The organism is Saccharopolyspora sp. ASAGF58, assembly GCF_012277335.1.
In the GTDB taxonomy this organism is placed as follows: domain Bacteria; phylum Actinomycetota; class Actinomycetes; order Mycobacteriales; family Pseudonocardiaceae; genus Saccharopolyspora; species Saccharopolyspora hattusasensis.
Genome location: NZ_CP040605.1, coordinates 378,123 through 399,871, shown reverse-complemented (window position 1 = coordinate 399,871; position 21,749 = coordinate 378,123). Strand labels below are relative to the sequence as shown.

At 67.6% G+C, this 21,749-nt stretch carries 25 protein-coding genes and 1 pseudogene; 12 read left to right on the top strand and 14 right to left on the bottom strand.

The annotated features are described in order from the left end of the window. Positions 1-65 precede the first annotated feature (65 nt). Entirely contained in the window at positions 66-347 is a 282-nt protein-coding gene (locus FDZ84_RS01630) for a metal-sensitive transcriptional regulator (protein ID WP_168584392.1), read from the top strand. An 82-nt stretch (positions 348-429) separates the two neighbouring features. On the opposite strand, the gene FDZ84_RS01625 is transcribed toward FDZ84_RS01630, so the two are convergent. The 6 genes from FDZ84_RS01625 to FDZ84_RS01600 form a co-directional block, all read right to left on the bottom strand. After that, positions 430-1,080 (bottom strand): DUF305 domain-containing protein, encoded by a 651-nt coding sequence (locus FDZ84_RS01625; protein WP_168584391.1) that lies wholly within the window; start codon positions 1,078-1,080, stop codon positions 430-432. 77 nt (positions 1,081-1,157) lie between these two features. After that, positions 1,158-1,577 (bottom strand): hypothetical protein, encoded by a 420-nt coding sequence (locus FDZ84_RS01620; protein ID WP_168584390.1) that lies wholly within the window; start codon positions 1,575-1,577, stop codon positions 1,158-1,160. 25 nt (positions 1,578-1,602) lie between these two features. Next, positions 1,603-1,884, bottom strand: a complete 282-nt coding sequence (locus FDZ84_RS01615) for a metal-sensitive transcriptional regulator (protein ID WP_168584389.1) — start codon at positions 1,882-1,884, stop codon at positions 1,603-1,605. A 69-nt stretch (positions 1,885-1,953) separates the two neighbouring features. After that, positions 1,954-2,184 carry a hypothetical protein gene (locus FDZ84_RS01610; protein WP_210435390.1) on the bottom strand — a complete coding sequence of 77 codons (231 nt, stop codon included), beginning with the start codon at positions 2,182-2,184 and terminating at the stop codon, positions 1,954-1,956. Between the two features lie 246 nt (positions 2,185-2,430). Continuing rightward, the gene (locus FDZ84_RS01605) at positions 2,431-2,877 is read right to left on the bottom strand and encodes a peptidase dimerization domain-containing protein (RefSeq protein ID WP_246869108.1); all 447 of its coding nucleotides are present in this window, start codon (positions 2,875-2,877) and stop codon (positions 2,431-2,433) included. A 330-nt stretch (positions 2,878-3,207) separates the two neighbouring features. Further along, positions 3,208-3,483 (bottom strand): hypothetical protein, encoded by a 276-nt coding sequence (locus FDZ84_RS01600; protein ID WP_168584388.1) that lies wholly within the window; start codon positions 3,481-3,483, stop codon positions 3,208-3,210. Positions 3,484-3,675: 192 nt separating this feature from the next. Here FDZ84_RS01600 and FDZ84_RS01595 point away from each other — a divergent pair, with 192 nt between their 5' ends. Together FDZ84_RS01595 and FDZ84_RS01590 are read left to right on the top strand one after the other, a co-directional pair. After that, the gene (locus FDZ84_RS01595; protein ID WP_168584387.1) at positions 3,676-4,332 is read left to right on the top strand and encodes a response regulator transcription factor; all 657 of its coding nucleotides are present in this window, start codon (positions 3,676-3,678) and stop codon (positions 4,330-4,332) included. Then, the gene (locus tag FDZ84_RS01590; protein WP_168584386.1) at positions 4,329-5,471 is read left to right on the top strand and encodes a HAMP domain-containing sensor histidine kinase; all 1,143 of its coding nucleotides are present in this window, start codon (positions 4,329-4,331) and stop codon (positions 5,469-5,471) included. The genes FDZ84_RS01595 and FDZ84_RS01590 overlap by 4 nt, the downstream gene beginning before the upstream one ends. A 20-nt stretch (positions 5,472-5,491) precedes the next feature. Here the strand turns inward: FDZ84_RS01590 and FDZ84_RS01585 are convergent, their stop codons facing one another. Next, positions 5,492-5,692, bottom strand: a complete 201-nt coding sequence (locus tag FDZ84_RS01585) for a hypothetical protein (protein WP_168584385.1) — start codon at positions 5,690-5,692, stop codon at positions 5,492-5,494. 2 nt (positions 5,693-5,694) lie between these two features. Next, on the bottom strand, positions 5,695-5,835 hold the full coding sequence (locus FDZ84_RS40330; RefSeq protein WP_305852037.1) for a hypothetical protein: 141 nt from the start codon (positions 5,833-5,835) through the stop codon (positions 5,695-5,697). Between the two features lie 212 nt (positions 5,836-6,047). On the opposite strand from FDZ84_RS40330, the gene FDZ84_RS01580 reads away from it, so the two are divergent. The 5 genes from FDZ84_RS01580 to FDZ84_RS01560 all read left to right on the top strand — a co-directional run bounded on the left by FDZ84_RS01580 (position 6,048) and on the right by FDZ84_RS01560 (position 10,890). Continuing rightward, positions 6,048-8,504 (top strand): nitrate- and nitrite sensing domain-containing protein, encoded by a 2,457-nt coding sequence (locus tag FDZ84_RS01580; protein WP_168584384.1) that lies wholly within the window; start codon positions 6,048-6,050, stop codon positions 8,502-8,504. Positions 8,505-8,540: 36 nt separating this feature from the next. Continuing rightward, the gene (locus FDZ84_RS01575; protein ID WP_168584383.1) at positions 8,541-8,957 is read left to right on the top strand and encodes a roadblock/LC7 domain-containing protein; all 417 of its coding nucleotides are present in this window, start codon (positions 8,541-8,543) and stop codon (positions 8,955-8,957) included. A gap of 2 nt (positions 8,958-8,959) precedes the next feature. After that, a complete protein-coding gene (locus FDZ84_RS01570) occupies positions 8,960-9,319 on the top strand; it encodes a DUF742 domain-containing protein (RefSeq protein ID WP_168584382.1) in 360 nt (119 codons plus the stop codon). 70 nt (positions 9,320-9,389) lie between these two features. Next, complete coding sequence (locus tag FDZ84_RS01565) at positions 9,390-9,953, top strand: ATP/GTP-binding protein (RefSeq protein ID WP_168589723.1); 564 nt, start codon at positions 9,390-9,392, stop codon at positions 9,951-9,953. Positions 9,954-10,428: 475 nt separating this feature from the next. Beyond that, on the top strand, positions 10,429-10,890 hold the full coding sequence (locus FDZ84_RS01560) for a hypothetical protein (RefSeq protein ID WP_168584074.1): 462 nt from the start codon (positions 10,429-10,431) through the stop codon (positions 10,888-10,890). Positions 10,891-11,051: 161 nt separating this feature from the next. Here the strand turns inward: FDZ84_RS01560 and FDZ84_RS01555 are convergent, their stop codons facing one another. Genes FDZ84_RS01555 through FDZ84_RS01545 form a run of 3 tightly spaced genes read right to left on the bottom strand, consistent with a single transcriptional unit; the run spans position 11,052 to position 12,494 of the window. Continuing rightward, positions 11,052-11,321 carry a DUF397 domain-containing protein gene (locus FDZ84_RS01555; RefSeq protein ID WP_168584381.1) on the bottom strand — a complete coding sequence of 90 codons (270 nt, stop codon included), beginning with the start codon at positions 11,319-11,321 and terminating at the stop codon, positions 11,052-11,054. 37 nt (positions 11,322-11,358) lie between these two features. Continuing rightward, entirely contained in the window at positions 11,359-11,586 is a 228-nt protein-coding gene (locus FDZ84_RS01550; protein ID WP_168584380.1) for a DUF397 domain-containing protein, read from the bottom strand. Positions 11,587-11,609: 23 nt separating this feature from the next. Next, positions 11,610-12,494, bottom strand: a complete 885-nt coding sequence (locus FDZ84_RS01545; RefSeq protein WP_168584379.1) for a helix-turn-helix transcriptional regulator — start codon at positions 12,492-12,494, stop codon at positions 11,610-11,612. A 169-nt stretch (positions 12,495-12,663) separates the two neighbouring features. On the opposite strand from FDZ84_RS01545, the gene FDZ84_RS01540 reads away from it, so the two are divergent. After that, positions 12,664-12,936: a hypothetical protein gene (locus tag FDZ84_RS01540; protein WP_168584378.1), complete on the top strand. Its 273-nt coding sequence runs from the start codon at positions 12,664-12,666 to the stop codon at positions 12,934-12,936. A gap of 171 nt (positions 12,937-13,107) precedes the next feature. Here FDZ84_RS01540 and FDZ84_RS01535 read toward each other — a convergent pair whose 3' ends face one another. Further along, positions 13,108-16,098, bottom strand: coding sequence for a GH116 family glycosyl hydrolase (locus tag FDZ84_RS01535; RefSeq protein WP_168584377.1), 2,991 nt, complete (start codon positions 16,096-16,098; stop codon positions 13,108-13,110). Between the two features lie 527 nt (positions 16,099-16,625). Between FDZ84_RS01535 and FDZ84_RS01530 the strand changes: the two genes are divergently transcribed. Next, positions 16,626-16,802 (top strand): hypothetical protein, encoded by a 177-nt coding sequence (locus tag FDZ84_RS01530; protein WP_210435389.1) that lies wholly within the window; start codon positions 16,626-16,628, stop codon positions 16,800-16,802. Here the strand turns inward: FDZ84_RS01530 and FDZ84_RS01525 are convergent. Then, positions 16,788-17,951, bottom strand: a complete 1,164-nt coding sequence (locus tag FDZ84_RS01525; RefSeq protein WP_246869107.1) for a MalY/PatB family protein — start codon at positions 17,949-17,951, stop codon at positions 16,788-16,790. The two genes, FDZ84_RS01530 and FDZ84_RS01525, sit on opposite strands and share 15 nt — an antisense overlap. Before the next feature lie 90 nt (positions 17,952-18,041). Between FDZ84_RS01525 and FDZ84_RS01520 the strand changes: the two genes are divergently transcribed. Both FDZ84_RS01520 and FDZ84_RS01515 read left to right on the top strand, forming a co-directional pair. Further along, positions 18,042-19,043 carry an aminoglycoside phosphotransferase family protein gene (locus FDZ84_RS01520; protein WP_168584375.1) on the top strand — a complete coding sequence of 334 codons (1,002 nt, stop codon included), beginning with the start codon at positions 18,042-18,044 and terminating at the stop codon, positions 19,041-19,043. Positions 19,044-19,432: 389 nt separating this feature from the next. Further along, positions 19,433-20,197 (top strand): transposase family protein, encoded by a 765-nt coding sequence (locus FDZ84_RS01515; RefSeq protein ID WP_168584374.1) that lies wholly within the window; start codon positions 19,433-19,435, stop codon positions 20,195-20,197. Between the two features lie 21 nt (positions 20,198-20,218). On the opposite strand, the pseudogene FDZ84_RS01510 reads toward FDZ84_RS01515, so the two are convergent. Continuing rightward, a pseudogene (locus FDZ84_RS01510) lies at positions 20,219-21,640 on the bottom strand (NF041680 family putative transposase); the annotation flags it as partial. Positions 21,641-21,749 lie beyond the last annotated feature (109 nt).

Below are 21,749 nucleotides of genomic sequence, written 5' to 3'. Positions count from 1 at the left end.
ATCCGGCCGGCCCACTACCGGCCGGGGGTAACCTTTAGCCCGGACCGGTGGCGATGGGAGCGGAGATGCACGGATACACCCAGGACAAGGACAACTACCTGAAGCGCTTGGCGCGCATCGAGGGGCAGGTCCGCGGGTTGGCCCGGATGATCGAGGAGGACAAGTACTGCATCGACATCCTGACCCAGATCTCCGCGGCCACCAGGGGCCTGCAGGCGGTGTCCCTGCGGCTGCTCGACGAGCACCTCAAGCACTGCGTCGCCGAGGCGCTGTCCGAGGGCGGGAAGAACGCCGACGAGAAGGTGCGCGAGGCCAGCGAGGCGATCGCGCGGCTGGTCAAGTCCTGACCTGCGCCGGCGCCACGCCGAAGTCGAGCGGTTGAGGGGCACCCGCGGCCTGGGTCGCGGGTGCCCCTCGCTCAAGAGCTGGTCAGCCCTGGGAGAGCAGGCCCCGCATGGTTTCGATCTCGGCTTGCTGGGTGTCGATGATCTGCTGCGCCAGCTGCTTCGCCGCCGGGAACTGGCCGCTGGTGAGCTCGGTCTGCGCCATGGCGACCGCGCCCTCGTGGTGCTTGATCATCAACGTCAGAAACTGCCGGTCGAACTCCGCGCCGCGAGCCCGTTCGAGCTGCTGCATCTCGGTGTCCGACATCATGCCGCCCATGTCGCCGTTACCGATGTCGCCGTGACCGATGTCGCCGTGACCCATGGCGCCGTGGTCCATGCCGGGCATGGACGCTGGGGCGCCCCAGTCGCGCAGCCAGCCGGTGAGCGTCTGGATCTCCGGGCCCTGCGCGGCCTCGATCTGCCGGGCCAGGTTCTTGACCTCCTCGGACTGGGCCCGCTCCGGTGCCAGCCGGGACATCTCGATCGCCTGCTCGTGGTGCGGGACCATGCCCTGCGCGAACGTGACGTCGGCCGCGTTGTTCGCCGCCTGCGGGTTGGCGCCGGGCTGGCTCGCGCTGGTCGGCGCCCCGTGGCCGGGCATGTTGCTCATGTCGTCACCGCCGCCGCAACCGGCCAGGACGGCCGCTGCTGCGGCCGCGCCGATGGCAGCGGTGAGCACGCGCGTGCGCTTCATGTGTTGTCCTCGTCTTTCGTGCGCTGAATCGGGCATGCGGAAGCAGGCCACGGGTTCCGTGGCCGCTCGGCTGCCGATCAGCGCCGAAGCACGCACAACATCGCCAACCGCCGGGGCACCGGGGTGGGCGGTCGGAAGCGGGTGAACGCCGTTATCGCGAGCGGCTTCGGGGTCCCGGCCAAGGCGCTGGCGATGCGGTGCAGGACGGGGAGCAGGAGCGCGATGAACCCGGCGGCGATCGCTAGGCAAAGGTGCAGCAGGCCGTGGTCCGGCGCTGCGGGCAGTTCGCGGCGCTCGGTCGGCATCCCGGCGTGCATGGCGGCCGCGGCGGGCGGTTCGCTGTGCTCGGTCGGCATCCCGGCGTGCATGGCGGCCGCGGCGGGCGCGGCGGGCGGGTGGGACTCGTGGTGCTGCGCGGGCATGTGGTGCATCAGCACCACGCCGAGTGCGAGGACCACCAGGAGTCCCCACCGCACGAGCCTCGAACGCGCCTGCACGACAGCAACCATACCGGGGCTGGGTTCAGGACTTGACGAGCCGGGCGATCGCGTCGCTGGCCTCGCGGATCTTCTCGGCGGCCTGCCCGCCGCCCTCGGCCACCGCCTCGGACACGCAATGCTTGAGGTGCTCGTCAAGCAGCCCGAGGGCCACCGCCTGCAGGGCCTTGGTGGTCGCCGAGACCTGGGTCAGCACGTCGATGCAGTACTCGTCGTTGTCGATCATCCGCGCCAGGCCGCGCACCTGGCCCTCGATACGGCGCAGTCGCTTGGCGTAGTCGTCCTTGTTCTGGGTGTAGCCGTGCATCGCGACCTCCTCGGGTGCTCCGGCGACACCACCGTTATACCCCTAGGGGGTAATGCGGGCAAGGTGGCCTCAGAGGAAGCCGTCCGGCCTGACCGGCTCCTTCGCGGACTCCGGGTCGTTGCGCTCGGTGCGCCGTAGCCACAGCACGCCGCCGAGCTGCACCAGCGCGGCGGCGCCGGTCAGCACCGCTGCGATGACCGCGAACGACGGCCAGTCGTAGATGAAGCCCAGCACCACGGCAGCGACGAAGAAAAGTGCCGTGCGCACCAGCAGCACGGTGAGCCGACTCTTGTTGATCACTCCGGGGGCACCTTCCTGCAGACGTTCGCCACCGTTGGGCCCGTGAGCACTTTTGGGGGCTATAGCACCCGAAAGTACTCACGGGCCCTAGACGTGAGTGTAGGCGGCGCGAACCGCCAGCCGCGCCCCGCGCCAGATCAAGAAGTGCCTGCTGAGCCCGATGAACGACAACTCACGCCGGGGCGTCGGCGATTCGACTCAGCACTCCGGCGACCAGCGCGACTCGATCCGGGATGTCGTCGACGATCACGGGCTCGTGCCGGGCGTGATCGCCATCACCGCTGGCGCCGAGCCCGTCGAGCACCGGAAGGCCAAACGCGGAAACAAGTTCGCATCACTGCCGACACCGACGCTGATCGGTTCGAGCGGCGCGCGCAGAGATGTGGCGCTGACCCGGATGTCGATGAGGCAGCTGGCCTTCCCCGCGATGACGTTGCGGGCGGTGCCACCGCTGACGGTGCCGACGTTGATCGTGGTTCCACGCTCGTGGTCGGCTTCTCCGGTGAGCTGGCTGATGATCTCGGCCAGCGAGTGGTAGCGCTGGCACCATCGGTGGGTTGTACCCGGAGTGGGCTTCCACGCCGTGCGTGGTAATGGTGAAGATCCCGACGCCCTTGCGCTCCGTCTTGACGTCCCAGCCGACACCCGGTTCCAGCCCGCAGCGGCTCCAGGGACGCCGTCCTCGTCCTCCATCACGAAGAATCCCGCGTTGATGCCGAAGATCGCGTCCCGTCGCGCCGACATGGCGGTCAGCTTCTCCCAGCCCGCGACCCTCACGGTGCCCTACAAGCATTCTCCGTCACCCGGGGTTGGCGCAATTTCGCGAGAAATGTGCCTTCACCCGGGTGACGGTCGATTTCTCGCGAAATTGCGCCGCGTCGGGACCCAGCCGGGCACCGGGTCCCCTACCGGCCCCGACCGGGCGCGCAGCGGGGTGTCCATGCGAGGCAGCTTGGCTCAATGAGCCGGCTAAATTGTTGTCGGGCGGTCGTCCCGCCCGGCAACAACTCACCTTTCAGCGTGTCATGCCTTCAGCGCGTCCGAAGGGGGAACACCTGGCTCGCCAGCGGGCACGCAGTAGATGGGATTGGCCGGAACGCCTGGCACCTCGCTGGGGTCGTAGCTGGAGATGGGCAGCGTCGGTGCCGGCACGCCGTCCGGCGTGCATTCGATGGGCGGAGTCGGATGCGTGGGGCTCTCAGTAGTGCCTCCGGCGAGAGCCGCTGCGGACGTGGTGGCGAGACCGACAACGGCCAGGCCGGCCAACGTGAGTGACTGCGCGATTCGCATTGTCTTCATGTGAAAATCTCCGAATGGTTTCCGGTTTTCATTCCGAATGTTCATCGGAACTAGCGCTAGAGTGCCTGATCTGGTGTTGGTTGAGCGTCAGGCAGCGCCTTATCATTTCTTTAGGGTGGAAGGTGCAGACTGTGTTGCCCGTACGCACTTTTCGCTCGTCGAGGGCGGCGCGCACTGTGGTATAGGAATGCTATGCGCGTACTGGTGGTCGAGGACGAGAGAATGATGGCGGACGCGGTGGGTGAGGGTTTGCGGGATAGCGGACTTGCCGTGGACGTCGTTTATGACGGTGCCGCCGCGCTCGAGCGATGCGTCAGCACCAGCTACGACGTCGTTGTACTCGACCGCGGACTCCCATTGGTGCACGGCGACGAAGTATGCCGCTCGCTCATCGCGGAGCGTCGCGAGACACGGATCCTGCTGCTCACCGCTGCGTCCGGGGTCGCCGACCGAGTCGCTGGACTTGAACTCGGTGCGGATGATTATCTGCCCAAACCGTTCGCCTTCACCGAACTCGTCGCTAGAGTGCGCTCACTGGGACGACGGAGCAGGCCGGCTGTACCGCCGGTATTGCAACGCGCAGGCATCGCCCTGGACCCGGCGCGGCACCGGGTCACGCGTCACGAACGCCCGGTTTCCTTGACCAAAAAGGAATTCATTGTCCTCGAAGAATTGCTTCGTGCGGATGGTGCGGTCGTTTCGGCGGAGGAACTGTTGGAAACGGCATGGGACGAGAACATCGATCCCTTTACCAACGTCGTGCGCGTAACCATGGCAACGCTGCGGCGCAAGCTGGGCGATCCCTCGCCTGTCGAGACCGTCTCCGGTGTTGGGTACCGGATCCCGTGAAACGCTGGCCGCTGCGGGTCAGGCTGACACTCGCGTACGTGATGCTGACAGCGGTCACGGGCGGGATAATGCTCGGCCTGATTCTGCTGATGGCGCAGCCGGTAACCCCAATGGGTGCCACGAGCGCCCCCGTGATTCCTGGCTCGTCGCCATTGGACGTCGCCCCCGAGCTTGGGGTGACGCCGATGACTGATCCAGAAGATCCGGAACTCGTCGATGTTGCCGGCACCTTGACCTATTCGTCCGTGCTCGAAAACGGTGTCGTCGCCCTGGCGATCGTCATGGCGGTGGCCTCTGTCCTCGGGTGGTTGACGGCCCGGCGGGCGCTGCGCCCGGTCCGGTCCATCACGAGTGCTGCTCGACGGGCGGCTGACCAGGAGTTGAGCACGCGCATTTGCCTATCCGGGCCCAACGACGAGATCAAGGAACTCGCCGATGCCTTCGACCACATGCTGGCGCGGCTGGAGCGTTCGTTCGCCAGCCAGCGCAGATTCCTCGCGAACGCCGCTCACGAGCTGAAGACCCCGGTAGCGGCGCAGCGAGCGGTCACCGAGGTGGCGATGACGCGGCCTGACGCCGAAACCGGGACCATAGAGCTGGGCCGCAAACTCCTGGCCAGCCTGGACCATCAACAGCGCGTACTCACTGGCCTGTTCGCGTTGGCCCAAAACGCTGAAACCGTCGAGAGGAGAGACACCGTCAACCTAGCTGACCTCACTCACGACATCCTGCACGAGCGAATCGCCAGGAACGACGAACAGATCGAGCCCAGATCGGAACTCGACGTGACCAAGGTCCGTGGTGACGCCGCCCTGCTCGAACAACTGATCCGCAACCTCATCGAAAACGCTTTCGTCCACAATGAACCCTGCGGCTGGGTGTTCGTACGCACCGGCGGCACGCCGACCGAGTCCGTCCTAGAGATCGCGAACGGCGGTACCCACATCGACGCCACCAAGATCGACCAATTGTTCGAACCATTCAGGCGGTTGTGCTTCAACAGGGCGAGCCCGCCCCCGGGCAGCGGCCTCGGACTCTCGGTGGTGCGAGCGATCACCGAAGCACATGGCGGTTCCGTCACTGCTCGGCCACGTGACGAGGGCGGGCTCGTCGTCCGGGTTTGCTTGCCGGCTGCCTGACACATGCCCCGCGAGCAGGCTTAACCGGTGCGGCGCTGGCGGGGACTGTCGCTGGCGTCAGAGCTGCTCAGGTTTAGCTCGATCTCCGCGCCCCAGCTGCTGCCGTCGATGTCCTGCACCGAGCCGAACGCGCTCACAGCACCCGCGTTGTTGAATGCGCCGTCCAGCCGACGGAACTCGTCCACCGCCGCGCGCACCAGCGCCGCGACCTCGCTTTCCACCGTCAATCGGTGGGTACGAACAGCGCCCGGCCCCCGGTGCCGCAGATGTCGGCCGCCAGCTGTTCGCCGACGTCCTTGCTCCGCGCGCCCAGGACCATCGCCGCGCCTTCGGCGGCCAGCCGCCTGCTCGTCGCCTCGCCGATCCCTGATCAGCGGGGTTCCGGGGGCCTCGGACGTCCCTGGAATTCCACGCGCCTTGTCGCGAAACGTCCGAGTCCGATCACGTCGAGTGATCTTGATCCGATACAGTGAGTTTGTGTCAGGGGGGACACGCGCGTGTGCCTGCGGGCGGGCAGCGCGTCCGCGGCGTGCCGAGCGACCTGTCCCTGAGCGGGGCCAGAACCATGGAAAGTACGTGGAAGTGACAACCCAGAACGAGCCTTCGGCACCCCCTGGAAAACCGCGACGTCGCCGGTCCGAGCGGTCGAACAACTCCATCCGGTCGCGGCTGACCTGGGCAGTCGTCATCCCGTGGATCGTCGTCGGCATCCTCTGGAGCGTGGGGTGCGCCCTGTTCGCCTACCAAGCCGTCTACGCCCAGCAGGTCGCCTCCGGTGTCCGGCAGCTGTCGCTGCCCGCGATGGCCGCGCTGGAGGAGGTGAAGAAGGAACGCCTGCGCAGCGTGGAGGTCCTGAGCCAGCCGGGGCTGGACATGACCGAACTGGTCGACCAGCAGGGCCGGACCGATCGCGCGATCGGTGAGATGAACGCCGTCGCCAGCGAGCTGCTCGAGCCGGCGCCGGACGAGATCCGGCGACCGATGGCCGACCTGACCGGCTACTTCGCTCGGATGAGCGACATCCGCTCGAAGGTGGCCACCAAACAGGCCACGGTCGACGAGATCGACGACTTCTACAACGGCCTGTTCGACACCGCCACGTACCTGGCCGACATGCAGGCGCGGATCATCCCCGACCCGGAGACGCTGCAAGGCGTGCTCACTGCTACAGACCTCTTCCGGGCCACGGACATGCTCTCCCGTGAGGCGTCGCTGGTCGGTACCGCGCTGAGCAACGGCCAGATGACCCCCGAGCAGCACCGGCAGATCGCTCGCTACATCGACGCGCATCACACCACGATGGAACAGAGCGCCTCGACTCTGCTGCCGAACGTCCGCGTGCGGTACGAGCAGATGCTGGCCAGCCCCGCCTGGCAGGAGTTGATCGCCGCCGAGAACCGCATCATCGCCACCCCCGGCTTCAACAAGAGCCAGGCGCCGGTGAAGCTCGAAGACTGGCGCCGGATCACCAACCAGGTCGGATCCGACATGTCCGGACTGGTGTACACCCAGGCAGACGACGTCTCCGCCGCAGGTGTCGACAACAGCATCAGTCCGCTGTGGACGGTGCTGTGGGGCAGCCTGGGCGCCTTGGCGGTCGCGGTCGTGTCGTTCGTCTTCTCCCGCCGCGTCTACCGCACGGTCGTCGACGACGCGCTGCTGACCCGGCTCCAGGGCCTGCGCAGCGAATCGCTGGAAATGGCCCAGAAACTGCCGGACGTCGTGCGCAGGCTGCGCAACGGTGAGCCCGTAGACATGCAGACCGAGATGGTGGTGCTGGAGCACTACGGCCACGACGAGGTCGGCCAGGTGGCGCAAGCGATCCGGCTGTTCCAGCAGGAGGCGGTGGAGGCGGCCGTCGGCGAAACCCGGGCCCGGCAGGGTGCGCGCGTGGTGTTCGTCGGCATGGCGTACCGGATCCAGCGGTTGCTGCGGCACATGCACGGCACCATCGACCAGTTGGAGCGCAACGAGGAGAACTCCGCGCAGCTGGCCAAGCTGTTCGACCTGGACAACTCGACCACCCGCGCCCGGCGCACGGTGGAGAACCTGCTGGTGCTCGGTGACCAGCAGCCGGGCCGGCGGTGGAGCCGCCCGGTCGCGCTGATGGACGTGCTGCGCTCGTCGGTCTCGGAGATCGACCAGTACTCGCGCGTGGTCATCGGGCACGTCCCGGAGGTGATGATCAGCGGTGCCGCCGTCGGCGACACGATCCATCTGATCTCCGAACTGATCGACAACGCGACCGCGTTCTCCCCGCCGACGACCCAGGTGCACGTGGACGCCACCGCGGTGGCGCGCGGCATCGCCATCGACATCGCCGACCAGGGTCTGGGCATGGAGGCGGCGAACCGCGACCACGCGAACTCGATGATGTCCGAGCCGCCGGAGTTCGACCGGCTGGTGCTGGAGAACAACAAGGCGGAGCAGCTGGGCCTGTTCACCGCCGCGCGGCTGGCGCACCGCCGCGACATCACCGTGAAATTCGGCGTTTCCGCTTACGGCGGAACCCGCGCCACCGTGCTGCTGCCGGACCGCATCCTGGACGCCGAAAACGCGCTGAGCACCAGCAACGGCAGCGGCGGGCTGCCCGGCTTGCCGACCGGGCGCGAGGCGGGAAGTGGCGCCAAACACGAACTCGACGCACCATCGGAGGTGCCGCAGTCGCGGGAATTGAGCTGGAATGGGGCCATGACCGACCAGCCCACCCCGCCGGCGCCGGAGCCGGTCGAAACGACTTACGAGTGGCCGAAGTCGGAAATTGCCCCGCAGGCCGACCCGCCCCGGTTCGAGCCCGCGTCGCAACCCGACCCGAACCCGGCACCGCTGCCGGAGCCCCCGGCGGAGCGGCGGCGGGCCGCGGGCGGACGTCCGGCGTTGCCCAAGCGCGTCCCGCAGACGCACCTCGTGGAAGGCCTGCGCGACGACCCGGACCACGAGGAGCAGGCCGTCATCGCATCCCCGACCCGGTTGGCGGGGTTCCGGCGAGCGTTCCGCGGCGGCTTCGACGACGCGCCCGGCGACCGCTCGTAAGCAGACCAGACAACAGCGCAAGTGTGTGAGGTGGGCATGACCGAAACAGCATCGAAACTGAGTTGGCTGCTGGACGACTTCGTGCAGGGCGTGCACGGTGCCGACCACGCCGTCGTGCTGTCCAACGACGGACTGGTGATCGCCAAGTCCGCAGGCATGGACCGCGACTCCGCCGACAAGTTGGCGGCTGCTTCGTCGAGCATGCGCAGCATCGGCAAGGGCGTCAGCAAGGACTTCGACCGAGGACAAGTGGCGCAGACGCACGTCGAGATGGAGCGCGGATTCCTGTTCGTCTCCGCGGCCGGCAGCGGGGCGTGCTTGGCAGTGCTGAGCACGTCGGAGGCGGACATCGAGCTGGTCGCCTACGAGATGGGCCGACTGATCACCCGGGTCGGCAGCTTCCTGTCGGCAGCTCCGAGGGACGTGCGTGGCGTGGCGGCGGAAAGGACCTGAGCGTGGACGAGGCGTGGTACGACGATGAAGCGGGCCCGATAGTCCGCCCGTACACGATCACGCGTGGACGCACTACCGGCAGGCACGCCCGGATCGACACGGCCAGCCAGATCATGACCGCCGAGCCCCAGCTGGAGGCGCCGCGGATGGAACTGACCCCGGAGTACCGCTGGATCCTGGACGCCTGCGTTCGTCCGGTGTCGCTGGCGGAGCTGGCAGTCCTGATGAAACAGCCGTTGGGCGTGGTCCGAGTCCTGTGCAGCGACCTGCTCGACCACGGCGCCATCCTCGTGCGCTCGCCGCGTACCGAAGTCAGCCGAGAAATCCTGGAGCAGGTGTACCGTGGGCTTTGCCAACTCTAGCCCGGCCGAAGGCCGTTCCTCGCAGCACAAACCCGTGCAGGTGCGGATCGATCCGGCCCACGAGTCCAATGTGGCGCCGATCCCTGTGAAACTGGTGATCGCGGGCGGTTTCGGCGTGGGGAAGACGACGCTCGTCGGTGCGGTCAGCGAGATTCCGCCGCTGACCACCGAGGAGGAGATGACCGTCGCCAGCGAGGGCGTGGACGACCTCACCGGCGTCGAGCGCAAGAAGACCACGACGGTCGCGCTGGACTTCGGGCGCATCACCATCTCCGAGAGGATCGTGCTGTACCTGTTCGGCGCGCCGGGCCAGAATCGGTTCTGGCCGCTGTGGAACGACCTCGCGCAAGGTGCGGCCGGTGCCGTGGTGTTGGTCGACACCCGGAAGTTGGAGGACGGGTTCGCTTCGATCGACTTCTTCGAGCGGCGCGACATCCCGTTCGTGGTGGCCGTGAACGTCTTCGATGATGCGCACCACTACGAACCGGAAGAACTCCGCGAGGCGCTGACGATCCCGTCGGATGTGCCGATCGTGCTCTGCGACGCGCGGGACCGGGAACTAACCAAGAACACCCTGACGACCTTGGTCGGGCACGCGATCGAGAAGTTATCGTCCACATCGGACGTGGCCTGATCGTGATCCGGTGAAGGCAGCCCGGTCGAACGACTCGCCGGGACGCCTTTCACCTTTCCTCTTCAACCCACGATGGGTTCGGTTCGGCAGCGGAAGTGGCGCGGGTGCGGTGCTCCGTTGGTCTTCGGGACTGGACGGAGAATTCCAGCGGGTTTCGTCGCCGGCCACGTCTTGCGGGATCAGTAGACTTGTGGCATTTGTCACTCATATCCGTTTGAGCTTCATCTTGACTCGAGTGCTGCGCACGTCTACCCGGAATCGGAATCCCGCCAGGCGCCCTCCTGGACCTTAGTGCTAAAGACTGGGCGGCGGGGCAATCACGCAGCGGGTGACCCGGGCAGAGGATGCGGGGCCGGCACGGTATTCCAGCACGGTATTACTGCCGGGGGCGCGCAGTCGATGGCGTCACGGTCAGTGTTGGAGCGTCTCCGGTAGACTTCCTCGGCCGGGGCGCAGAGTGGAAGCGAGAGTCTCGATGGCACGTGATGGGGACCCCAGCGGTTTCTCCGGGGGCGTGAGCAGGATCGATCCTTTCTGCTGGATCCCGGTGGTGCCGATGCTGCTCCTGGCTTTGGCGACCGTGCTGATGGGCGTGCCGCTGCTGGGGTTGCTGCTGCTGATCCTCGCGCTGGCGATCGTGGCTTTCGACCTGTGGGTGAACAACCGCCGTAAGTCGTCGCAGCGCCGTCTGCCGCCCCGCCGTGAGCCGCCCCGCCGTGAGCCGCCCCGCCGTGAGCCGCCCCGCCGTGAACCCACCCGCCGTGAACCCACCCGCCGCCCGGCGCGCCCGGCTGCGTCGGAACGCGCGGCGGCCCCGCGCGACGGTGGCGCACGAAACGGGGCGACCCGTGCCGTGAACCAGCCGCGTCGCAACCCCACCGGACAGGGAGCGCGCCCGCAACAGCGCCCCTCCGGGCGTCCCGGCGCCCGCCGCTGACAGTCGCCTGTCGGCGGCGCATTCCCGGGTGGCCGCACACCGCAGGCAGCGCTTGGCAAGCAGCGGCGTTTGACGCTCGCGGTGGGGTGGTGGTGTGGGGCGAACGGCCTGTTTGCCCCGTCTAGGGAGGCGGACAGGCCGTTCGCTCCGACAGGATCGGCTCAGGTGAGGTCGTCGAACTCGCCGGCTTTGCTGCCTTTGATCCAGGCGGAGATTTCGGTTCGGGTGAAGAGGATGGTGCCGGTGTCGGGTGTGTTGCTGTTGCGGATCGCGATGCGGCCGTCGGGCAACGCGGCGATTTCGCGCGAAATCGCCATTGCCCACGCGTGCCGGGTGGCGATTTCGCGCGAAATCGCCAACGCGGCGGCTTCGACGCAGTCCCCGCCGCCGCCGTTGCTTCCACCGGAGAAGCTGCTCTTGCGCCACTCCACATCTTCGAAGTGGTTCACGATGCCCTCCTGAGATGCTTTAGGTGAGGTCGTCGAACTCGCCGGCTTTGATCCCTTTGATCCAGGCGGAGATTTCGGTTCGGGTGAAGAGGACGGTGCCGGTGTCGGGTGTGTTGCTGTTGCGGACCGCGATGCGGCCGTCGGGCAACGCGGCGGTTTCGACGCAGTTCCCGCTACCGTTGCCGCCGGTCCCGGAGAAGCTGCTCTTGCGCCACTCGACCTGGTGTAAGACTTTGTCTGCGGTCACCGGATGCCTCCTAGCAACGGCACTCAACTGTACTTTCGGGCAGCCTGTGCAAGTCGTTCGGCTGATTTCGCAGGCGAAAGAGCTCGCTCCGTGAGAATACCGAAGCGGAGCGTGTACTCCCTTACTGCATCTCGATCCTCGATGTAGACCATGCGCCCAGGAGCTTCAGCCAGGCCGAAGTCTGGAACCGGGTCGGGCAGCGACAGGATTGCGAACGGTCCGTCGACGGCTGGGCTTGCTCCTGCGGTCATGGGCAGGACCTGGATGGTGATGTGCTCCTTCTTGCCCTCGTCGAGGAGTCTTTCGAGCTGGCGGCGCATGACCGGGTTCGTGCCAATGGGCCGTTCGAGCACCGCCTCTTCGATGATGGCGTGCAGCTTCATCGGGTGCTGCTTGGTGAGGATCTGTTGACGGGCGATGCGGGCGAGCACCCGTCGCTCGATGACATCGGCCGCAACGCCGGGGCTTCCGCCGGCCATGACTGCTCGGGCCCAGTCTTGGGTTTGCAGCAGGCCCGGGACGACCATCGTCTCGAACTGCCGTTGCGCGACCAGCTCGGCTTCGATGTTGAGCACGGCGTGGAAGTCCTGCGGCAGCTCCCGTTGGAAGGAAAGCCAGTAGCCGCGTTCGCTCGCGGTTGACGCCAAACCCAGAAGCCAGTTCCGCAGATCTGCGTCCGCGACCTCGTAAAGGTCGAGCAACTGCTCGACCTCGCGGGCTTTGACGCCCTGGTCACGAGTTTCGATGCGTTGCAGCTTCGATCGCGACCACTTTCCAGGCTGGTGCTTGAGCTTTTCGGCGGCCTCGGTCATGGTCAGGCCCGCCTGCTCGCGGAGCTGGCGCAGGCTCTCGGTCAGCTGCCAGCGGCGAACCGTGGCGCTGGCGACATCACCCATGTCCTGGCTCATGAATCTCCTATGTCGACTCGATCAGGCGAAATAACTGGGTACCCACTTGAAAATTTGGGTAACCAGATCGATTCTAGCTACCGTCAGTGCGCGATCAATTGCGGGAGGTAGTGATGGTAGTAGGCGCTGGTCAGGGTCTTCGTTCGAGTCCGGGCTGATTCCGGGGTCGTTGCCGGACGATGAGTTCGCCGCGTTGGTGCAGGAAGAGGCCGACGGCTCGCCACCTCGGGTGTTCGCGTTGGTGGAGGAGTACGGGCAGCGCGAGGACTGCGAGATCTTCGCCTGGGGGTTGGAATTCGGGAAGCGCGCGGCGGTCTTTGACCTCGACGGCACGCTCTTTGCGAGGTGCGCTTCGGCTGACGGCGCGCATGCGCTGTTCTCCCGGATCCGCAACGTGCGCCTCGCCTGGCCTTCCGCGGCGGCACCGCAGCCGCGGGGTTGATCCGGTCGCCCAACCGCAGGCAGCACCGTTTGATCGTTGCCCGCGGTTGGGCGGTGATCCCCCGGGAGATCAGCCGTGAGTCTTTGGGCTGCTGTAGCGAGGCTGCTGTAGCGAGGCTGCTGTCGCAACCCAACAGACTTACGGCCCCTGACCAGACGAAACGCTGGTTCGTCAGAGCTCGATGTGGAGGTTCTGGCCCGCGTTGATCGTGCAGCCGTTGGGAAAGTGGAGGATCGGGCGGCCGGTGTCGTCCGTGGCCGGGTGGACCTCGACCGGGGTGCCGTCGAGGGTGGCCCGCGGGACGTGGCTGGTGGCGTCGAGGCGGAGGGTTCGCAGGTTCAGGCGGCCGTGGTGGAGGTCGATCGAGCTGGTGCTTGCCGACTCCGCGCGGGTCTGGCGGTAGGTGCCCCAGCCCTCGGCCGTCGTGAACGCCGCCGCGAAGTTCTCGGTACCGATCTTGGGGGCGAAACCCAAATGGCCGCCGGGGCCGTGGTGTTCGAACCCGAGGGCGCTCAGGTAGGTGCCGAAGCTGGCCATCGAGCGCGCGTAGTGGTCGCTGCATTCGATCTCGTTGTACGGGTTCCGGCGCAGCGGGCCGTAGCGGTCGTGCACGGAGCGGGCGACCGCCAGGCCCTCGCCGACCATGCCTTCGGCGATCAGGTGAGCCGCCACCTGGTACTCGATGCCGTGCCAGGCCTCGTTGAAGTAGCTCACCGACCAGTTGTCGCCGGCCTCGTCACCGCCGCCGTTCGGCCAGGCGCACATCACCAGCGCGGGGACGTCCGCGTCGTAGAAGATGCGCCCGCCTTCGATCGGGCTGTTCTCCCGGTATTCCATCGGTCGCGGCACGAAGTTGTGCCGCCAGATGCTGCGCAGCGCCGACCGGGTCGGCTCGGGCGGCAGCACTCGGGGCAGCCCGAGCTGGGCGGCCCAGCTCTGGCCGAGCAGCTGGTCGGCGAAGCAGCCGCGGTTGGTGTTGACCGAGCCGGGGTGCGCCGGATCGCGTTCGTGCACGAAGTACTCGCCGTTGAACAGGTCCCGCACGATCACCTCGGTCCCGTTCGCCGCCAGCTCGGCGCAACGCCGGGCGAACGCGTCGTCGCCGGCCTCGCCGGCCATCGCAGCACCGGCCCGCAGCGCCGCCACGTAGAGTCCGGAAAGCCAGCTGTTGCGGCCGAACCAGGTGGCGTCCTGGGTGTTCGGCTGAGCGCCGTCGAGGGTGCCGTCCGGCTCCGCGTCCGAGGCGATCAGGTACTCGACCGCCTGCCGGGTTCGCGGCCAGACACGTTGCAGCCACTGGGAATCCGGTGACATCTGGTGTTCGCGGTAGATCCGCAGGATCGTCCCGGCCTGCCCGTCGACCGCCGGGCTCCGGTCGGCTTCGCCGCGCATACTCAGCTGCCCGGTCGCTGCGTGGAACCCGATCCCGAGATCCACGCGTTCCCGGATGTCCCGCTCCACGGTGGGGAACAGGCGGGCGAGCGCGTGCGCGTAGTGCCAGACGTGCGTGCAGGTCCCGGCGCAGCAGTAGGCGCCTTCCCAGCCGTAGAACCGGCCGTCAGCGAACCGGTAGCAGGTCGACGTCGACAGGATCGTGGTGTTGGTGGCGATCCGCTCCAGCAGCCAGTGCGGCAGCGTCGAGTCCTCGTACCAGGCGCGCTGCCACGCCCGCGTTCCGTCGATCAGGCGCTCTTGCTCGCGAGCCAGGTGCGCGACGACGTCCTGCGCGCTGCCGAACCGGGCCGCGTAGTGCCGCAGCAGCTCTCGGCTGTGCTCGAGGAAGGACAGTCCCTCCCGGTCCGGCACGGGGAAGAACCAGGCCAGCACGAACCGGATCGTCCGCTGCTCGCCAGGAGCTAGCGTCACGCCTGCCCGAACCACTGCGGCGCTGCGTTCGGCCAGACCGTCCACTGTGGATGCGCCGGGGGTCGGCTCGAAGATGTCTTGCGGCGAATTCCAGGACGCCGCAGCCGGGAGCACTTGCGCCCGGTCGGCGCCGAGCGTGGCGAGGGCGGCGCTGCCAAGATCCGGAAGCTCCGGCAGGGCGGGCTGCGCCGGGGCGTGATCGGTGAGCCGGAGCTGGTCGACCCCGACATGCCCCCACGGCCCGGTCTCGGCGTCGATGATCTCGACGACCGCGTCCTTGCCCTGCCACGGCCCCAGGTAGAGCACGCGGTCGGCCAGGTGGTCGCTGAACGAACCGGTGGCGGTGCCGACGATCTCCCCGTCCACGACGACGTTCAGGCAGCACGTGCCCGGGTAGTTCCCGCCGCTGATGCGGAACCTCAGGTAGTTGCGGTCGATCCGGAACGGCTCGCTGCGCAGCGTCCCGGTCGCGCGGTCCCTGGCGCCCGCGTCCTCGCCGGGCGCGCTCGCGTGCGAATCGACCATCCGCATCCCGAACGCCCCCGCCTCGCCCTGGTAGCCGGGCCGGTCGAGGGTGCGGACCGGGCCGGTGCCGAACGCGTCCCCAGTGGCGGACCAGCCCGAGTAGTCGGGTTTCTCCCAGTCCTCCAGCGCGAGGTCCGCACGTGCCGGGTTGTCGTCGGCGCCTTCGGCGGCGGTGAACTGCACACCGGCCGCGCCGTCGAGCGCGAACTCCTGAGAGCGCAGGCGGAGCGGGCGGGTGTGCCGGCTGGTCAGGCAAACGGGGTTCGCCATGAAACCGGCGATCTCGACGTCCACTGTGGCCGGTCCGGCGTTCGCCGCGGTGTAGTCGAGGAACACCGCCGGGTACGAGCTGTCGTCGATCTCGGTAGGGATGAACGGCGAGCACGCATCGAGCCTGACCTGCACCGGCTCCTGCGCATCGGCGTAGTCGACCGCCGCGGTCGGTGGGCGCCCCGCGAAGGTCACGCCTGGGAAGCCCCGCGCGTCGAGCCAGCGGGTGCGCACGTCGTCGCCGTCGGTGACGCGTACCGCGAAGCCGTGCTCGACCGGCGAGCTCGGCGGCATCGGCCGGGTGAAGTGCAGATCGTTGATGTTGGCGGGGGCGGTCCGGTTGTCGACGTCCCAGAGCCAGAGCCGCCCGTCGCCGCCCAGGTAGAGCTGCCCGCAGCCGATGCCGCCGATCGGCAGCCCGACGTACTTCAGCTCCTCGCCGCGCAGCCGGCTCCCTTCGCCGCGGTCGGACAGGTCCTCGCGTTCGGTTTCGGCGGACACCGCACACTCCTCCTGCGCTACCGCGCGTGATCGGCGGACTTCGGGGAGAAATCCAGCCAAGTCTAGGAATCCGCCGCGTCTCGGAGGGGGCACTCGCCGCGTTGATCAGCCGGTCGGACGAAGGCCTGCAGCGAACGGACCGTCCGCCTCGATAGGGCGAGCGAACGGCCCGTTCGCCTCATCCGCACGCTCGCCGGAGCCCGTTGTCGGCCGTGAGGATGGCCACTATGCGGGAGCGGCGTCCCGATATGTGGTCGGCCGGGGATTACAGTGCTGTAGTCCATTCGTGTTTAACGAGGAAGGTTTCGGCGCCATGGCTGTCGGCCACGCCCCAGCACCAGGTGTGCGGGGTCCCGGACCATCGGGGGGTCCCACCCCGCGGAACTCGACCCGGCAGGTCGTGCTTGCCAGCCTCGTAGGGACCTCGATCGAGTTCTTGAAGTAGGTGCGGAAGACCTGCACGAACGGCACCTTCGCGCGCTCGTTGCGGGCCACGACCTTCGCGAACGCCGGGGTCTCGTGCCTCGGTGTCCTACAACCTCGCCAGCCTGCTGGGCGCCTCGGTCGCCCCGTACATCGCGACCTGGCTGGCCAGCTCCTACGGGCTGGGCTGGGTCGGCGTCTACCTGGCGGCGATGGGCGTGATCACGCTGATCGCGCTGTTCGTCGCGAAGGAGACCCGCGAGGAGTCAATCGACGACTGAGCCCAGCCGCGCGAGCAGCTCGTCCAGCAGCGGCAGCGAGGTCGCGTGGTTGACACGGATGAAGCCCCGTCCGGCCGTCGAGCCGGGCGGGGCGCATCGCGTTCCGGCGTTGACCCGCACGCGAGCCTCGCGCAGCAGCACGTCCGCCGGTTCCGGGCCGAGGACGCTGAAGTCCAGCCACGCCAGGAAACCGGCCTGCCCCCGGTGCACCCGGATCTGGGGGCGGTCGTCGGCCCACGCCTGGAGCCGGTCGCGGGTGCGGTCCAGATAGCTGCGCACCGCCGCGAGCCAACCGCCGTCGTCGCGCCACAGCGCGGTCGCGACGGCGAGACCGGGAACCGAGGCGCGCATCGCCTCGTACGGCGGAATGGTTTCGACGACGTGCCTCGTGGATTCCTGGCCGACCAGCACGGCGGATTTGAGGCCAGGCACGTTCCAGGCCTTGGACACGCTGGTCACCGCGACGGCGTGCGACGCGGCAAGCTCGCTGACCGCGGCATAGGGGACGAACTCCTGGTCGCTTGCGCGCAGCGGGGCGTGGACCTCGTCGCTGATCACGAAAGCACCGTGCCGGTCGGCGAGTTCGGCGATCGCTTGCAGCTCCTCGCGCGTCCACATCCGGCCGGTCGGGTTGTGCGGGTGGCAGAGCAGCACCGCCCGCGCCCCGGCGGCGAGTGCGTCGGCGACCGCGTCGAAGTCGATCCGCCAGCCCCCTCCGGTGGGCAGCAGCGGGCATTCCCGGACCGGCCGGTCGAGGTGGGTGAGCAGGACCAGGAACAGGGGATAGGTCGGGGTCAGCAGCACGACGCCGTCGCCGGGTTCGGTCAGGTGGCGCAGCGCCGTGTCGAGCCCGGACATCACGTCGGCGACAGGCGTGAGCAGTGCGGGATCGACCCGCCAATCCTGTTCCCGCGCAGCCCAATCGGCGAACGCCGCCAGGTACTCGTCTGCCACCGGGTAGCCGAAATCGGATCGCTCGATCAGTTCCAGCAGCACGTTCCGGGCAACCGGGCACAGCGGGTAGTCCATCTCGGCGACCCAGGCGGGCAGGACGTCGGGGGCGACCAAGGCCCACTTTTGCGAACGTCGGCGCTGCAGCTCCTCGGGGTTCAGGGCGTCGAACTCGGCGTGCAACTCCGCAACGGTCATTTCCACGATTGTGCAGCAACCCGGCTCGCCCAGCCACGATCGGCGAAAATCGTTGGCGCGATCCCGGGTTCTCGTGGTTAGGTCCGGGGCATGTCCGACATCGTCGCTGGTGGGCACCTGCGCGCGTGGGTTCGGGAAGACTTCGACGTCGATCTCGTGGCGATCGATCCGGTTGGCAACGGCGCCGACGTGGCCGCGGAAGTCTGGCGCGGGACTTCAGCCGTGGGGCAGCGGTACGCGGTCAAGTGGAGCGGTGGCGGCACGACGGCCGGGCTGGCGGTGTCGGCGTGGCTCGCCGAGCGCGGGGTGCCGGGGGTCGTCGGACCGGTGCCGACGCGTGGCAGCGGGTTGTGGAGCGAGCGCGCGGGGCGTCGGTTGTCCCTGGCGCCGTGGGCATCCGACGAGGGCGCGTTGAACGGCGGGATGACGGCAGAACACTGGGAGGCATATGGGGCGATGCTTGCGCAGGTGCACGCCATGCCCGCGGCGGATGCGCCGAAGTCGCTGCCTCGCGAGGAACACACGCATGAGCGTTGGGCATCGGCCGTTCGCGTCCTCCACGGCGAGTGCACTTCCGGTGAGCTTCCGGCCGATGACCTGGTGCGCACCCTGACCTCGGAGTGGCGCGCCGCGGCGGACCGCATCGGGGCGCTGCTCGCGCAGGCCGACGCCCTGGGGCGGAAACTCCGCGCGCAGTACGCGCCCAACGTCGTCTGCCACGGCGATCCGCACCTGGGGAACCTGCTGCTGCGCGGCGCGGACATGTTCCTGATCGACTGGGACGATGCGGTTCTCGCGCCGCGCGAACGGGACCTCCTGTTCGTGATCGGCGGGGTCCTGCTCCCGTTCGCGCCGGTCAGCCGACAGGAACAGCAGTGGTTTTTCGCCGGTTACGGGCCGGTGGACATCGACCCGCACCGCCTGACCTACTACCGGTGCGTTCGGGCCTTGGAGGACCTCGCTGTCCCGGCCGCCCAGGTGCTGGAACTCCGCGAGCCGACGGCCGAGCGAGCAGAAGCGCTGTCCATCTTCCGAGGCGTCGTGTCGTCCACCGGGCTCGCCGGTCTCGTCCTCGACTCGCCGGCCCCGTAGCTGCGGTGGTGCGGGCTGTAGAACCGTAGCGGTGCGCGCAGTGGAACCTAAGAGCCTGTTGGTGAATGGTCTGGGTGGGTGGTCGCTTAGCGGAACCTGAGAGCTTCCCTGGACTGCGGGCGCCCCTCCTGATGTATGTCCAATACGCGGCGGAGGGGCCGTCCTCGCCAGAAAACCTCTCAGAACCCGCCGATGGTCTTCTTGGCAAGGTGGATGCAAGCGGCTGCGCCGCTTCCAAAGGCGCGGACGGCATTCGCCGACAGGCTCTTAGCTTGTTGTTTAACCTTTGAGCGTTATTCAGGCAGCGGGTGATCACCCCAAAATAGAGCAACGACCCCAACCAGGTAAGATCGTTTTCTCCCAAAGAAGACGACTTAAAGGTAGGGCCGTTGCGTTATCAGTCTACTACAGGGCTTGCTGCTGACCAGATCGAGGAGCTTGTCGTGCGTATCTGGCAGATCGTCCAGTGTCGCGGCAAGCAACCGTGGCCTCTGACGGTGGGACTGTATCGGGCTGTCGTGATCACTTTGGTGTATGTCCGACAGAATTTAAACCAGGCAGCTGTCGGCGATTTATTCGGTCTGAGCCAGCCGACTGTATCGCGGATCTATCGAGGGATTCTTCCCTTGATCGGGGAGGCATTATGTCTGCACATTCCAGATCTCAAGGATGCCATCCGTGGCCGACTCGTCCTGGTCGACGGAACCGATGTCCCGACCGGCAACCGCGCTGGTCACGAGGTCAACTACTCCGGCAAGCGCCGCCGCGCAGGCCTCAACATCCAGATCGCAGCAGATACCGATGGTGACCTGTTGGGAATATCCGCGCCGATGCGCGGCTCGATGCATGACCGCAAAGCATTCGACGAGTGCGGTTGGGAAGATCGCCTCTCGGACACCCCTACTATCGCCGACCCCGCATACCAAGGGACTCACGCGATCACTCCACGCAAGAAACCCAAGGGCGGTGAACTCTCCACAAACGACAAGTCGAACAACAAGACCATCTCCTCAATACGGTCTGCCGTCGAGCGATGCATCGCCCACGTAAAGAACTGGAAAATACTCGCCACCGGCTATCGGGGACGCCTCGCCGAACTGCCTACCATCATCCGCATTATCGCAGCGCTCGAATTCTACCGCCTTGGGTGGTAACGCTCGTGAATAACGCTCTTTGCGGTTTTGGTGCTGTTCGAGGGTTAGGTCGCGTTTGATGGTCTTGCCGACGTCGTGACGGGTGGCGCGGTGGGTGTTGCGGGAGCCGGTTGGGCGTCCGGGACCGGGTCGGGAGGGTTTCGGTGCGGCTGCCGGGGAACCGGTCTTCGCGTGGAGGTTGCGAAACCCCCGCCGGACGCGGGCGGGCGTCAGCCGACGGGCCTCGGTGACCGGTCTTTCCCAGGGCCGTCGAAGGTCTTCAGCGATGGGGCGGGCGAGGCGTAGTTGCGTGTGGGCGACCACGATGAGCCAGGTCCAGCGATCGGCCGAGCCGGGTGCCCGCAGTTTCGGGCGGGTCCACCCGAGGGTCTGCTTGAGCAGTCGGAAGGTGTGCTCGAGGTCGAATCGGCGGAGGAATGCCTGCCAGAGCAGATCAACCAACTCGGCGCTGGCGCCGGTGACCGAGGACCACAGCCACACCGGTTTGGGGTCCCGGTCTCCGGGCAGGTGGTCGACCTGTAAGCGGATCAGGGTGCCCTCGACGAGGGGTAGCTCGCCCTCATGGTCCAGCCAGGCACCGCGGTGGGTCAGGCGGGGGTGCAGCCGGTCCCAGGCCCGTGCCTGGGCGTGTCCATAGCGGGTGGTGTCGGTGCCGGTGGTGTGGTCGGGGGCATGCCAGCTGTTCTCCTCGGCGAGGGTGAACACGCCGCCGTGCTTGCGTGGCCGCCCGACGGTACCCGGCGGTCGGGGCGGTGCGGGCCGCAGCAGGACGCGGTCGGAGCGGATTCTGCCCACCAGCTCCACGGGCAGATCGGCGAGGACGAAGGCCAACCGGGTCACGTCGTAGCCGGCGTCGGTCACGATCAGGATGCGCGGATCGCCGGGCCGCCAGTGTCCGGCGTCCATGATCCGGCCCACGACCTCACGTAGCTGAGCGGCGGTGACCGCGGTGGCATCGTCGGCGGGCCCCAGCCGCACCGCATCCAGGATCGCCGTCCACGAGGTACGCCCCGTCTCCAGCGCGGCGACAAAGGAGTAGGGCCAGCCCGGGATGAGCTGCGAGGCGCTACGGGAGCGGCCATAGACATGGCAGAACAGCCGCTCGGGGCTGCACGCGGCGTCCGGGCGCAGCCAGGGCGAGACGTCCACGGCCAGGGTGATCCGCCCGTCAGCGGCACGCGGTAATGGCAGCCTGGCCAAGGTGGTGCGTAACCGGTCGACCTCGACGCGGCCGTGGTTGATCGCGTCGTAGCCGGCGCCATGCCCGCGCCGGTGCTCCGCGGCCAGGGACAGCTCGGCCAGGCTGGTGACCGGTCCATCGCTGCATAACACCGCGTCGGTCAGCTCGAACAACGCATCCGCCCGCCCGGTCAGACACTCGTAGAACCGTTGGCGGAACCCGGACAGCTCCCCGAGCGCATCAGCTTGGCCGGTGTCGTGCACACTCATCATCGAAGCCCTTGGTTGTGATCTTCCATCTGTCGCAAGAGGAATGATCAACCAAGGGCTTCATCTATGATCAACCGGGGCCCCACCACGGTGCTACCTGGTT

Bases quoted from the DNA above. Each gene is read 5' to 3' on its own strand.
- FDZ84_RS01630 (WP_168584392.1), top strand. From the start codon at position 66: ATGCACGGATACACCCAGGACAAGGACAACTACCTGAAGCGCTTGGCG.
- FDZ84_RS01625 (WP_168584391.1), bottom strand. From the start codon at position 1,080: ATGAAGCGCACGCGCGTGCTCACCGCTGCCATCGGCGCGGCCGCAGCA.
- FDZ84_RS01615 (WP_168584389.1), bottom strand. From the start codon at position 1,884: ATGCACGGCTACACCCAGAACAAGGACGACTACGCCAAGCGACTGCGC.
- FDZ84_RS01605 (WP_246869108.1), bottom strand. From the start codon at position 2,877: ATGGAGGACGAGGACGGCGTCCCTGGAGCCGCTGCGGGCTGGAACCGG.
- FDZ84_RS01600 (WP_168584388.1), bottom strand. From the start codon at position 3,483: ATGAAGACAATGCGAATCGCGCAGTCACTCACGTTGGCCGGCCTGGCC.
- FDZ84_RS01595 (WP_168584387.1), top strand. From the start codon at position 3,676: ATGCGCGTACTGGTGGTCGAGGACGAGAGAATGATGGCGGACGCGGTG.
- FDZ84_RS01575 (WP_168584383.1), top strand. From the start codon at position 8,541: ATGACCGAAACAGCATCGAAACTGAGTTGGCTGCTGGACGACTTCGTG.
- FDZ84_RS01560 (WP_168584074.1), top strand. From the start codon at position 10,429: ATGGCACGTGATGGGGACCCCAGCGGTTTCTCCGGGGGCGTGAGCAGG.
- FDZ84_RS01545 (WP_168584379.1), bottom strand. From the start codon at position 12,494: ATGAGCCAGGACATGGGTGATGTCGCCAGCGCCACGGTTCGCCGCTGG.
- FDZ84_RS01525 (WP_246869107.1), bottom strand. From the start codon at position 17,951: ATGACCGTTGCGGAGTTGCACGCCGAGTTCGACGCCCTGAACCCCGAG.
- FDZ84_RS01520 (WP_168584375.1), top strand. From the start codon at position 18,042: ATGTCCGACATCGTCGCTGGTGGGCACCTGCGCGCGTGGGTTCGGGAA.